Genomic DNA, 12,439 nt, shown 5'->3' on the forward strand with positions numbered 1-12,439 from the left:
CTGGCCTGCGGTCCCCTTTTGTTCTAGGCAGGATGCATGGCCGACTGTCTTGCCGATTCGCCCGCGCGTGCGCTCGATGTCGCACGCGGCGTGACGCGCCTCTTCGCCCGCTCGCAAAGCTTCATGGTGTGCGAAGTGCCGCTGCCCAACGGCCGGCGCGCCGATCTCATGGGAATCGACCGCAAGGGAAAGCTGGTAATCGTCGAGATCAAGGTCGCGCGCGCCGATCTCATGGGCGATCGCAAATGGCGCGACTATCTCGACTATTGCGACCATTTCTACTGGGCGGTGACGCCCGAACTCGCTTCGCTCTGCGAGACCGAGGATTTTCTTCCCGAGATGTCGGGGCTGATCGTCGCCGATCGCTATGACGCGGCGCAGCTTCGCGATGCCGCCGATCTCAAGCTCGCTCCGGCCCGGCGCAAGGCCGAGACGCTGCGTTTCGCTCGCCGGGCCGCGCGGCGTCTCGCCGCCGACATCGACCCCAGTCTCGGGGACGAACGCTAGGGCAGTTCGATGATCGGCCCGAAGGTCAGTTCGCTTTTGGGCTTCTTGCCGCCGCTTTCGATGATCGCCAGCAGTTCGGGATTGCGATTGTCGCGCTTGGCATAATCGCGCGCGGTCAGTCCCGCCGAATGGTCGGCCTGGTCGGGATCGGCGCCATTTTCCATCAACAATTCGACCAGCCGCTTGTTGCGCAGGCGGACGGCCATCATCAACGGGGTCTCGCCCCAGCGATTGCCCTGGTTGACCTTCGCTCCGCCCTTGATCAGCGCCGAAACGCCCTCGACCCAGCCCAATTGGGTGGCCATGGTCAGCGGGGTATCGCCCTGGCGCGACGGCTCGTTGGGATCGGCACCATGACGAAGCAGCGTACCGACCCAGGGCAGCGCCTTCTTCTTGGTGACGATGTGCAGCGCGGTCTCGCCGTCATAGCCCTTGAAATTGGCGATGCGCGAACCCGGCTGCTCGAGCAGCGGAAGCGCGGTTCCCCCGTCAAGGTCGCGCACCGCCGACAGGAAGGTCTCGCCTTCGCTGATCTTCTGCGCGGCGGCAGGCGTGGCGATCATCAAGGCGGACAGCAGGATCCAGAAAGGTCGCATTCAATTCCTCGTTCACTCTTGTCTTGGTGCGCGGCTCGCGGCTTAAGGGGTTTTGGAATGAATAGCAAAAAGCCCTTTTGGGAAAAGCCCTTATCCGAACTCGACCAGGGCGAGTGGGAAGCGCTGTGCGATGGCTGCGGCCGCTGCTGCCTGCACAAGGCCGAGGATGCCGACACGGGCGCCTATTATGCCACCGACATCGCCTGCCGCCTGCTCGACCGGGAAAGCGCGCGCTGCACCGATTATGCCCGCCGCCGCGCCCATGTCCCCGATTGCGTCACGCTCACCAAGGCCAGCGTCGATTCACTCGGCTGGCTTCCCGAAACCTGCGCCTATCGCCTGCGCGCCGAGGGCAAGCCGCTCTTTTCCTGGCACCATCTGCTCTCGGGCAGCCGCGAAAGCGTGCACGAAGCGGGCATCTCGATCCGCGGCTGGACCGTCAGCGAGGATGAAGCGGGGGAGATCGAACATCACCTCATCGACCGCCCCTTATGATCTCGACGGGCTCGAGCTCGTCTTTCGCCGTCACCCCCGCGCCCGCCGGATGCGCCTGCGCTACGATGCCGAGCGCGACCGCCTCCTGCTCACCTTGCCTCCGCGCGCCAGCCAGGCCCGCGCCAGGGCGTGGGCGCGCAGCCAGTCCGACTGGATCGCCGAGCAGCGCGCCGCGCGCCCACCGTCGATCCCGCTCGCCCCGGGCGAACATATCCCCTTCTGCGGCGAGGAACTCCTGCTGGTCCACGACCCCGCCGCTTCCCGCCGCCTCCATCATGGCGACGGCCGCCTCGTCGGCGGCGGCCCCGAAGAGGCCTTCCCCGCCCGCGTCCACGCCTGGCTCCGCCGCGCCGCCCGCGACCGCTTGAGCGAAGATGTCGCATTCTACGCCGAAAAGGCCCGCGTCACCGTCACCGGAGTCGCCATCGGCGATGCCCGCACCCGCTGGGGAAGCTGCAGCCCCGAAGGCAAGCTGCGCTTCAGCTGGCGCCTCGTCTGCGCCCCGCCCGAGGTCCGCCGCTACGTCGCCGCGCATGAAGTGGCTCACCGCCGCCACATGGACCACGGCCCCGATTTCCACGCCTTCGAGGAAGAATTGTACGGCGCCCCGACGCGCCCAGCGCGCCGCCTCCTGCGCGAACTAGGGCCGCGGCTGCAACGGATCGGGCGGTGACGGCGGCGGCGTGACCACGCGCCCCTGCCCGGGCGCCTGCTGCGGCTGCACGGGCCGCTCGGTGATCACCGGGATCTCGACGCCCTGCGGCGGCTGTTGCGGAGGTTCGCGCCGCTGACCCCGCCGTAGCGCTTCGTCGATCCAGCTGAAGCCCTCGTCATTCTCCCCGCCCTGGTCGCGCGGAGCGAGAGGATCGACCACGCCGGGCTGCAGGGGCTCGATCGGCCCGATCGGATTGCCGAATTCGTCATAGAGCGGCCCGTCGAGCAACCATGCCTCGTCGTCGGGCTCGACCTGCCATTCGGGCAAGGGCGCATTGGTCTCGAACTGCTCGACCGGCCGGTCGGCCACCGCCGCCCGCATGAAATCGGCAAAGGCGCGCGCAGGCGCGGTGCCCCCGCCCAGTCCCGGGACCGCCTTGGCATCGTCGCGCCCGAACCAGACCCCCGCGGTCAGCCCGCTCGAAAAGCCGATGAACCAGCCGTCCTTGTTCGAATTGGTGGTGCCGGTCTTGCCCGCGACCGGACGCCCGATATTGGCCGCCCGCCCGGTGCCCGATCGCACCGCGGTCTGGAGAAGATCGGTCATGTCGGTCGCGACCCAGGGCGACACCAGCACCCGTTCCTGGGCGGGCCGATGCTCGTAGAGCAGCCGTCCGTCGGCGGTCACCACGCGCTTGATCGCATAAGGCGGCAGGCTGGTGCCCCCGCGCGCCACCGCGGCAAAGGCCCGCGTCATGTCGAGCAGCCGCACTTCGCTCGTCCCCAGCACCATCGAGGGATAGATGGAGATATCGTCGGTGATGCCAAAGCGTGTCGCCATCCGTGCAATGGTCGAAAAGCCCAGTTCCGCGCCGATCTTGGCACTCACCGTGTTGACCGAGCGGGCAAAGGCCTCGCGCAGCGTGATCGGCCCGAGGAAGCGGCGGTTGCTGTTGCGCGGGGTCCAGCCGTCGATGGTCACCTGCTCGTCGACCACGACGTCGCCAGGCTTGTAACCATTCTCGAGCGCGGTCAGATAGACGAACAGCTTGAAGGCACTGCCCGGCTGGCGGCGCGCGACTGCGGCGCGGTTGTAGATCGATTCGACATAATCCTTGCCGCCGACCATCGCGCGCACCGCGCCGTCGCGGTCGATCGCCACCAGCGCGCCCTGCACGCCCGAAGGCGCATGGGCGTTGATCGCCTTGTCGGCGGCATCCTGCATCTCGGGATCGAGCGTGGTCCACACGTCGATCGGCGCCGAGGTCTCGTCGATGAGCGTGTCGAGCTGCGGCAGCGCCCAGTCGGTGAAATAGCGTGCACTATTCTCGTTGGTCCGGCGCTCGAGGCGGATTTCGGCGGGATTGACGCTCGCGGCGGCGGCGGGTGACAGGAAACCATGTTCGACCATCAGGTCGAGCACCACATTGGCACGGTCGCGCGCGGCCTCGATGTCGGCGGTCGGCGAATAGTTGGACGGCGCCTTCACGAGACCCGCGATGATCGCCGCTTCGCCGAGGCTCAACCGCTCGGCGCTATGTCCGTAGAAGGTGCGGCTCGCGGCATCGATGCCATAGGCGCCCCCGCCGAAATAGACGCGGTTGAGATAGAGTTCGAGGATCTGGTCCTTGGAGAATTTCTGCTCGAGCGCGAGCGCGATGATGCCTTCGCGGATCTTGCGCCCGATTTCCCGCTCGGGAGTGAGGAAGACATTGCGCGCCAGCTGCTGCGAGATGGTCGACACGCCGCGCACGCGGTGGCCCTTGGTGATCGAATCGAGAATGCCGCGCCCGATGCCGATCGGATCGACGCCGGGATGATGGCGAAAACGCCGGTCCTCGACCGCGATCATCGCGGTCTTCATCGTCTGGGGAATCTCGTCATATTCGAGCCAGCGCCCGAAACTCGGCCCCATCGAGACGAGCACGCTGCCATCGTCGGCGCGGATGCGGATCGTCTGGCCGAGGTCGTCGCGCCGCTTGAGCTGTTCGTATGAAGGAAGCGACTGGTGCGCCACCAGCACGGCAATGAACAGCGCCGCCAGCGCAGCCACGCTCAGGATGCCAGTCCATTTGAAGATCTGCACCGCGACGCGGCGGGTTCGGTTCTGCTCGGCCATCAATCCTCGGTGCTAGTCGGCGCAGGCCCGTGCGACAAGCGCGCTTTTACTCGTCTTCCTCGGCGGCAAAGTCGAGCGATGCCGAGTTGATGCAATAACGCAGGCCCGTCGGTCCGGGTCCGTCGGGAAAGACATGGCCAAGATGCCCGTCGCAAGATGAACAGCGGATTTCCACGCGCTGCATGCCATGGCTGTCGTCGCGATGCTCGCTCACCGCTTCGGCATCGGCGGGCGCGGTGAAGCTCGGCCAGCCGCAGCCGCTGTCGAACTTGGCATCGGCGCCGAACAATTGGGCGCCGCAGCCCGCGCAATGATAGGTGCCATCGCGCTTTTCCATGTTGAGCGCGCCCGAAAAGGGCGGCTCGGTGCCGGCTTCGCGAAGGATCCGATATTGCTCGGGGGTCAGCCGCGCGCGCCACTCGGCGTCGGTAAGATGATTGTCGGCCATGATTCTAGTTTTCCGGTCCGGTCTCGTCGCGTCGAAGATGTGAATCGCTATTAACCCTGTTTTCACCCCTATTGGCTAGTGTTCCCGCCATGATGGACCGATTTGTCCTTCCCCTGGCGGCGCTGCTTCACGCGCTGCCTTTCGCCGTTGCTGCGCCCATGCCGGCCGCGGCACAATGCCGCTTGTGCGAGGAACGCAGCGTCCATGTCGACCAGCGCAAGGCAGGCGAGGAACGCATCGGCCTGCAGGTCGAAACGATTCTCGACTTTGATTCGATCGTGCTCACCGGAGAGGGTTTCGGCAGCGCCACGCTCGGCGCCAACGGAACGCGCATGGCCGAAGGCAATGTCGCGATCCTCTCCTCGCGCGCGATGGTCGGCCAGGTGGTGATCCGCGGCGAGGCCGACCGGCTGGTGACCGTCCGCCTGCCCGAGCGAATCGAGCTCTTCTCGACCGATGGCGACCGGCTGATTCTCGATTCGATCGACCATGACCTGCCGCGGATTCCCCGCCTCGATGCCGAGGGAATGCTGCGTTTCCAGTTCGGCGGACGGCTCCTCGTGGAGGGCGATGCCGAGGGCGACTATCGCGGCGAAGTCCCCATAATCGCTGAATATTTGTGAGAAATCGGTCCGTTTTCGATTAAACCTTAACGGCGATTTTACCATGTTGCTGAGCAAAGCCGTAAGCAGAGACGGTTAATGCCAATCCCACGGATCGCCGGCCGCCTTGGCAGGCAGCCGATGAGAAATGACCATTTTTGGACCAGTGGGGAAATTGAACATGACCAGCATCAAGAAGATCACGGCGCTTGCCGCTACCGTTGCCGCCACCGCTCTCGTGGCCGCCCCGGCGCAGGCCGCTCCCGTCTCGGACAACACCGGCAAGGCCAAAGTGAAGATCGTCAAGCCGCTCACCATCTCGAAGGCGGGTGACCTCGATTTCGGCACCATCGTTCTTCCGGCGACGCCCTCGGGCGCCAGCACGACCGTTTCGGTCTCGGCCGACAACACGGCAACCTATTCGCAGAACTGCGCCGCCGACGGCTTCACCTGCTCGATCGCCAATGGCGGCGCTTCGACCAACGTGACCTACACGCTGACCGGCACCAACAATGTCAACGTCAATGTCGACATCGACCCGACCGTCACCATGACGCGTCTCACGGGCACCGAAACGATCGTCGCTTCGCTGACCACCAACCTCACCAACAGCGATGCCGACGCTTCCTATGACATGCAGCTCGCCAATTCGGGCGCGCCGGGCACCGACTTCTGGGTCGGCGGTTCGCTGACCGTCGCCGACAACACCGTCGACGGCGTCTATGAAGGCACCTTCACCGTCACCGCCGACTACGAGTAAGGCGGGACCGCCAGGGGAGGCGTCCATTCCCCTCGGCACCGAAAAGGGGCGGCGTACCTGCGAAGGGTGCGCCGCCCTTTTTTTGGGCGCCGCAATCGCCCCGCGATCCCCCGGTTTCACCGAACAGGGTTTGCGCAATATTAACCATTACGGACCAAAACTGGCTTCGAAACGGCCCCTTCGAGGGGCATCTGTGATCGGAGACCAGTCCATGACCCACCGCTTCGGGCGTCTCGCCCTTCTTGCCGCCGCTTCGCTCGGGCTTGCCGCGCTTCCCGCCAAGGCGGGCGTGGGCGACCTCCTCGTCGCGCCTACCCGCGTCATCCTCGACGGCGGTCGCGGCACCCAGGTGCTGCTCAACAATATCGGCGAGGAAGAAGCGACCTACCGGCTCACCGCCGAACTGCGCCGCATGGGCGAGGATGGCTCGCTCGACGATGTCGAAACGCCCAACACCACCGAGAAACTGGCGCGCGACATGGTGATCTTCGCTCCGCGGCGCATCACCCTGCCCCCCAACCAGCCGCAGGCGATCCGCATCGCCGCGCGCGCTCCGGCAGGCGTCCAGGACGGCGAATATCGGATTCATCTCCTGTTTCGCGCGATTCCCAAGCCGCGCCCGGTCGAGGAACGCGCCCAGACCGAGGGTCTGAGCTTCCGTCTCACTCCCGTCTATGGCGTGACCATCCCGGTAATCGTCCGTCTCGGCCGTCTCGAGGTCCAGGCCGCGATTACCGACGTGCGCAAGGTCGAACAGGGCGAACGTACCGCGATCGCGGTGGATCTCACCCGTTCGGGCCAGCGCTCGACCTATGGTCGCATCGATGTCTTCAAGGAAGGCGAGGAAGAAGCGATCGCTTTCCTCAACGGGGTCGCCATCTATCCCGAAATCAATCGCCGCACGGTCACGCTCCAGGTCCGCGAGGACTATCAGGGTCCGCTCACCGGCAAGGTGAAGGTCGAATATCGCGCCTCGCCCGACGAAGGCAGCGCGCTGATCGCCTCGACCGACGCGGTGCTGCGCTAGGAAGAGGAACGGGAGCGGGGGGATGATCCGCCAGCTCGTCACGGGCGTAGCGGCGCTGCTGGCACTGGCTGTCGGCGGCGCCGCTCCCGCGTCCGAGACCAGCCCGGTGACCCAGCAATGGACCGCCGATCCCGAAACCCAGTTTCTCCTCGACATGCAGGTGCGCGACCTGCTGCTCGGCAATGGCGTGCGCGCCTATGACACGCCGGGCGGCCCCTGCGTGCTGTTCGGCGACTTCCTCACCGCGCTCGACGTGCCGATGAAGCTCGATCTCGAACGGCAGAAAGCCTCGGGCTGGGCCTTTTCCGAGGAAAACCGCATCGAGATCGACCGCGAAAGCCAGACGGTCACACTTTCTGGCAAACGCAAATCAATAGCAACAAATGACATTCGCACCGTTCCCGAAGGCTGGTGCGTTGATCCTGCCGCGCTGGCCGACTGGTTCGGGGTGGGGGTGCGCGCCAATCTGGCGGGATCGGTGCTTTCGCTCGAAAGCGAAGCCCGGCTTCCCGTCGAACGGGCGGTCGAACGGCGCAAGCGGGCCGAACGGCTCGCCCAGCGCGCGGCCTTCGACCTCGCCAGCCTGCCCCAGGTCAAGCTGCCGTACCGCATGTGGCGCACCCCCGCGCTCGACGTGGTGGTCTCGGGCGGTATCACTTATTCGGCGCACAGCGGGCTCGAGGTCGATCGCAACATGTCGGTCTATGCTTCGGGCGAACTCGCCAAGATGTCCTTCGATGCGCGGCTCACCAGCTCGCCCACCGGCGCAGGCGGTCTCCTGCGGATGCGCGCCTACCGTTCCTCGATCGACGGCGGCCTTCTCGGCCTGCTCGACGCCACTCATGTCGAACTGGGTGATCTCGTCACCGGGGCGAGCGGGGTGGGCAATGTCGCGGGCAACGGGCGCGGCGCGCTCGTCACCAATCGCCCGCTTCGCCGCTTGGCCCAGTTCGACACCGTCAGTTTCGAAGGCGAATTGCCCGCCGGCTGGGACGCCGAACTCTATCGCAACGGCCAATTGCTCGGATTCTCGGTTCCCACTCCCGACGGCCGCTACCTCTTTGATGATATTGAATTGCAATATGGAAAGAACGACATCGAGATCGTTCTTTACGGCCCGCAGGGACAGGTCCGCCGCCGCGTCGAGGAAGTCCTCGTCGGGGACCAGCAGATCCCGCCCGGCGAAACCTGGTATTTCGCCAGTGCCAGCCAGCCCGGCCGCTCGCTCCTCGACTTGAGCGGCCGCGACGGCATCACCGGCTCGGGTGTCCGCGCTCAGGCCACGCTGGCAGTCGATCATGGCGTCGACAAACGCCTCTCGGTGGGCATGCTCGCCCAGACACTTCTCCTTGAAGATGAACGACTTACCTATGTCGAAGGCGCCGTTCGCCGCACCTTCGGCAATGCCCTGGTCGAGCTAACCGCCGCAGTCACCGACAATGGCGGCCAACGCTACCGCGCCCGCGCCATCGGCCAGCTCGGCGACGTCAGCCTCAGCGCCCAATCGACCTTCAACCGGAATTTCGACCTCACCAAGCGCAGCGACCCGCTCGAACAGGAACATGCCATCTCGGCCAGCGTCCCGCTCAAGCTCGGGCGCAAGACCGTCCCGGTCTCGGCGAGCACCAGTTTCCGCCGCTACGAGGACGGCTCGACCGCTTTGTCGGCGGCAACCCGGATGAACATGATGGTCAACCGCTTCAACCTCGCCGCCGAGGTGGATTGGGAGCGCCAGCAGTTCCGCGGCCCATCGCCCCCACCGCGCGAAAGGCTCACCGCTCGCTTCGTCGGGTCGGGCCGGATCGGCGACGTGCGCCTGCAGGGCGATGTCGACTGGAACCTCATGGGCGGGGGCGGCGTGAGCCGCGCCGGCCTCAACGCCTATTGGAGCGCGAGCGAGACCGTCGACTGGGACGCCGGGCTGGTGTGGGAGCCGTCGAGCGACCGGATCCGCGCGCGGGTCGGTCATATCCGCCGGTTCGACTTCGCGTCGGTCGCGCTCACCGCCGAAGCCGCGAGCGACGGCAGTGTCGCGGCGGGTTTCAACATGGCTTTCTCGATCGACGCGCCGGGCGGAAACTTCCGCCCCACCGCGCAGACCCTCGCCCGCACCGGCTCGATCGAGGCGGTGGTGTTCCGCGACGATAATGACAATGGTCGTCGCGATCCGGGCGAGCCCCTGCAGGAAGGTGCGCTTCTCACCGCGGGTCATCATGGCGAAGCTCGGCCGAGCAATGCTGAGGGCCTTGCCCGCGTTGCCGGGCTGCAAACCCATTCGCCCATCGCGGTGGGCCTCGATACCGCCGCTCTCGATGATCCTACCCTCGTCGCCCGCGACGGGCTGCAAGTGGTCGTGCCGCGCCCCGGCGTCACCGCCCAGCTCCTCATTCCGCTCGTCGGTTCGGGCGAAGTCGAAGGCATGCTGCTCGGGGTCAGCGGGCTGCCCCGCGAAGGTGTCGGGCTCGAACTGGTGGACCGCCATGGCAAGGTCGTCGCTGCCACGCGCACCGAGTTCGATGGCTATTTCCTCTTCGAAAAGGTCGCCTATGGCGACTATCGCCTGCGCCTCGCGAGCGATTCGGCCAATGTCCTTGCTGCACGGCTGTCGAAGGAAACCCGTGTGAGTGTCCACCCCGACAAGCCCTATCTGCGCATCGGGACCGTGACGCTTGATGGCGAAGCACCGCAGACCGCTTCCCTCCAAGCTGAATTCGCCGCCGCACCCTGAAGCGGGCCATGGCGCAATCCCGATCGCGATTGACGACCGTCAAGTCGCCTCGCGCCCGATCGGCTAGTCTTTCAAGGCTGGGTATCGAGCCGGGCGACGTTGAGGATTATCGAATGCGATAATCATGGTCCGAGGGTCGACGATGACATGCTCAGCTTGATCCGCGGTGCTTCCCAAGACATTGCCTGAAGAAGGCAACGGACCAGGGGAAGTGCCGCGGACGACATTTTGGGTGTCCGTTCGGGCGCCCCTGCCATCCTTCCCGGTTCGGAGATGCGAAATGGGCCGCGAACCTCTCTTTGCCGATCGCCGCGAAGCCGGTCGCGCGCTTGCCGAGCGACTGTCCGCCTTTGCCAGGCGCCGTCCCGTGATCCTTGCCTTACCGCGCGGCGGCGTTCCGGTGGCGTTCGAGGTCGCGCGTGCGCTCGAAGCACCGCTCGACTTGCTCATCGTCCGCAAGATCGGGCTTCCCGGCCATGAGGAATATGGCATCGGCGCCGTGGTCGATGGCGCCAGCCCGCAAGTCGTGATGAACGATGATCTGGTCGCGCGGCTTCGACCCGATCTCGACGCGGTTCGGCGCACGATCCAGCGCGAAATGCAGGAAATCGAACGGCGGCGCTCGGTCTATCTGGCGGGACGCGAGCCGATCGACCTCGCAGGACGGGTGGTGATCATCGTCGATGATGGAATCGCCACCGGAGGCACGGTCCGCGCGGCCCTGAAGGCGGTGCGCAAGAACGACCCCGATGCCCTCATCCTCGCGGTCCCGCTCGCGCCGCCCGACATGATCATCGAACTCACGCGCGACTGCGACCTGTTCGTCCATTTGGAGGCGCCGCATCCCTTCGATGCGGTGGGCGCCCATTATCGCGATTTCCGCCAGGTCGGCGATGAAGAAGTGATCGCGCTTCTCGACGAAGCCAAGCAATTCGCGCCCGACGCGCTGGCGGCGAGCTGACGGCCCGCCGACACTCGGCAGCCACGGCAAGAATCATCCGCTTCGGAGCATCGCGGGGGGCACCCTTGGGTGCCGTCCCCGGAGAAAAATGGTGCGGTCGAGAAGACTCGAACTTCCACGGCCTTTCGGCCACAACGACCTCAACGTTGCGCGTCTACCAGTTCCGCCACGACCGCACTCGAGACTGGATGACAAAAGGACATGTCATCCCTGGCAAGGCGCGCCCTCTAGCAAAGCCTGTCGGGGCTGGCAACGGCCCTTTTTCCGATCCATTTTGGGACAATCCCTAATAAGGGGTTAACCATCCCGGGTCTTTGTGCATTACCACTGCATCATGACCCTGTTGCTTGCCCTTTCCATGGTCGCTGCCGCGCCGCAGCAGGCCGCCCAGCCGGCCCCCGCCGCACCCCTGGTGCAGCGCGCCTCGGCACGGGCGAGCGTGCGAATCGTCAAGCCTTTCCGGCTCGTCGCGGGCGATATGCGCGAAGTCGAGGGAGCCAGCCGCCGCACCACGCAGGTCAGCGATCGCGACGGTCAGCTACGCCAAGCGACTTTGGTCGAATTCGAATGATCAGGCGGCGGGATCGCCGACCGTCACCGTCAGCTTTTCACCGCCGCCCGGCACATCCACTTCGGCACTGTTGAAGCTCGCGCTCTCGCCGGGGGCGAGCGTCTGGCGCGGCGGAGCGATGGTCCAGGCATGGACCAACTGCCCCGAAGCCGAGCGCAGTTCGGCGCGGAGCGGCGGAACGCGCTGCTCTATCCCCGTCGGATTGATCACCCGGCCACGCACTGTGAGCAGCTCGTTGCCGCTTTCCAGCGCTTCGCGGCTATGATCGTCGAGAATGAGTTCGAGCGGCGTCTCGGCGCTGGCCTCGGCCATGCCGATCGCTTCCTTCCATGCGGGCGGCGCGAAATAGGTGAAGGCCGCCGCTGCCGCGCCGACCAGAGCGAGCAGGAGAATGACTACGAGCCAACCGCGACGCGGCTTTTCCTCTTCCTCATAGTCCTCGGTGACGAAGGCATATTCATTGCTTTCCTCGACCGGCGGCTTGAACGAGGGTTCGGCTTCTTCGCGCACGGGCTCTTCGACGGGCTCGGGAACGGGCGGGATCTCGGGCTCGGAGATGTTGACCTCCTCGCTCGCGCCCGCAGCGATGATGCCTTCGACGGTACCGGTAGAAAATCCCGGCTCGGGGGCTGCGGGCGGCGGAGGCACTTCCTCGGGTTCGGGAATTTCGGGAGGCGACACCACCGTATCGCGCGGCGGCGGAGGCGCGGCTTCGCTTTCCTCTTCCACCGCCACATCGTCGGCGGGCGGGACATTCGCGACCGGATCGGACGCTTTTTCCTCGGTTGGAGTGGCCGGTGCCGGCTCCTCGCTTTCCTCAGTGGGCATCGCCACCTGGGTTTCGGGGTCCTGGTGCCAGCTATGCTTGCAACTGGCACAGCGCACCTTGCGTCCGCCGGGCGGAATGGCTCCGTCCTTGACGACATAGCGCGTGCTGCACGATGGGCAGGTTAAGATCATGGCATCCCCGT

At 65.8% G+C, this 12,439-nt stretch carries 13 protein-coding genes and 1 tRNA gene; 9 read left to right on the plus strand and 5 right to left on the minus strand.

The annotated features are described in order from the left end of the window. The first annotated feature begins 36 nt into the window (after positions 1 to 36). Positions 37 to 507 (plus strand): MmcB family DNA repair protein, encoded by a 471-nt coding sequence (locus FHS50_RS09335; protein WP_183934170.1) that lies wholly within the window; start codon positions 37 to 39, stop codon positions 505 to 507. Here the strand turns inward: FHS50_RS09335 and FHS50_RS09340 are convergent. Next, the gene (locus FHS50_RS09340; RefSeq protein ID WP_183934171.1) at positions 504 to 1,103 is read right to left on the minus strand and encodes an ankyrin repeat domain-containing protein; all 600 of its coding nucleotides are present in this window, start codon (positions 1,101 to 1,103) and stop codon (positions 504 to 506) included. The genes FHS50_RS09335 and FHS50_RS09340 overlap by 4 nt on opposite strands. Positions 1,104 to 1,160: 57 nt before the next feature. On the opposite strand from FHS50_RS09340, the gene FHS50_RS09345 reads away from it, so the two are divergent. Beyond that, positions 1,161 to 1,598 (plus strand): YcgN family cysteine cluster protein, encoded by a 438-nt coding sequence (locus FHS50_RS09345; RefSeq protein ID WP_183934172.1) that lies wholly within the window; start codon positions 1,161 to 1,163, stop codon positions 1,596 to 1,598. Next, entirely contained in the window at positions 1,552 to 2,271 is a 720-nt protein-coding gene (locus tag FHS50_RS09350; protein ID WP_183934173.1) for a M48 family metallopeptidase, read from the plus strand. Before FHS50_RS09345 ends, FHS50_RS09350 begins: the two co-directional genes overlap by 47 nt. On the opposite strand, the gene FHS50_RS09355 is transcribed toward FHS50_RS09350, so the two are convergent. Both FHS50_RS09355 and msrB read right to left on the minus strand, forming a co-directional pair. Continuing rightward, positions 2,239 to 4,371 carry a transglycosylase domain-containing protein gene (locus tag FHS50_RS09355; protein WP_183934174.1) on the minus strand — a complete coding sequence of 711 codons (2,133 nt, stop codon included), beginning with the start codon at positions 4,369 to 4,371 and terminating at the stop codon, positions 2,239 to 2,241. The genes FHS50_RS09350 and FHS50_RS09355 overlap by 33 nt on opposite strands. Positions 4,372 to 4,417: 46 nt before the next feature. Continuing rightward, positions 4,418 to 4,819: a peptide-methionine (R)-S-oxide reductase MsrB gene (msrB, locus tag FHS50_RS09360; RefSeq protein ID WP_183934176.1), complete on the minus strand. Its 402-nt coding sequence runs from the start codon at positions 4,817 to 4,819 to the stop codon at positions 4,418 to 4,420. A gap of 89 nt (positions 4,820 to 4,908) precedes the next feature. On the opposite strand from msrB, the gene FHS50_RS09365 reads away from it, so the two are divergent. The 5 genes from FHS50_RS09365 (at position 4,909) to FHS50_RS09385 (ending at position 10,897) form a co-directional block, all read left to right on the plus strand. After that, positions 4,909 to 5,442: a DUF4402 domain-containing protein gene (locus tag FHS50_RS09365; protein ID WP_183934177.1), complete on the plus strand. Its 534-nt coding sequence runs from the start codon at positions 4,909 to 4,911 to the stop codon at positions 5,440 to 5,442. 160 nt (positions 5,443 to 5,602) lie between these two features. Next, positions 5,603 to 6,181, plus strand: a complete 579-nt coding sequence (locus FHS50_RS09370) for a DUF4402 domain-containing protein (protein ID WP_183934178.1) — start codon at positions 5,603 to 5,605, stop codon at positions 6,179 to 6,181. 211 nt (positions 6,182 to 6,392) lie between these two features. Further along, entirely contained in the window at positions 6,393 to 7,208 is an 816-nt protein-coding gene (locus FHS50_RS09375) for a fimbrial biogenesis chaperone (protein WP_183934179.1), read from the plus strand. A gap of 22 nt (positions 7,209 to 7,230) precedes the next feature. Then, on the plus strand, positions 7,231 to 9,936 hold the full coding sequence (locus FHS50_RS09380) for a hypothetical protein (RefSeq protein ID WP_183934180.1): 2,706 nt from the start codon (positions 7,231 to 7,233) through the stop codon (positions 9,934 to 9,936). Between the two features lie 280 nt (positions 9,937 to 10,216). Beyond that, positions 10,217 to 10,897 carry a phosphoribosyltransferase gene (locus FHS50_RS09385; protein ID WP_183934181.1) on the plus strand — a complete coding sequence of 227 codons (681 nt, stop codon included), beginning with the start codon at positions 10,217 to 10,219 and terminating at the stop codon, positions 10,895 to 10,897. An 89-nt stretch (positions 10,898 to 10,986) separates the two neighbouring features. Here the strand turns inward: FHS50_RS09385 and FHS50_RS09390 are convergent. After that, positions 10,987 to 11,073, minus strand: a tRNA-Leu gene (locus FHS50_RS09390). A 158-nt stretch (positions 11,074 to 11,231) separates the two neighbouring features. Here FHS50_RS09390 and FHS50_RS09395 point away from each other — a divergent pair. Beyond that, positions 11,232 to 11,468 (plus strand): hypothetical protein, encoded by a 237-nt coding sequence (locus FHS50_RS09395; RefSeq protein ID WP_183934183.1) that lies wholly within the window; start codon positions 11,232 to 11,234, stop codon positions 11,466 to 11,468. Here the strand turns inward: FHS50_RS09395 and FHS50_RS09400 are convergent, their stop codons facing one another. Then, positions 11,469 to 12,428 (minus strand): zinc-ribbon domain-containing protein, encoded by a 960-nt coding sequence (locus FHS50_RS09400; protein ID WP_183934184.1) that lies wholly within the window; start codon positions 12,426 to 12,428, stop codon positions 11,469 to 11,471. It lies immediately after the preceding gene. Positions 12,429 to 12,439: the final 11 nt, after the last annotated feature.

It is taken from the genome of Sphingomicrobium lutaoense (genome assembly GCF_014195685.1).
Taxonomy (GTDB): Bacteria; Pseudomonadota; Alphaproteobacteria; order Sphingomonadales; family Sphingomonadaceae; genus Sphingomicrobium; species Sphingomicrobium lutaoense.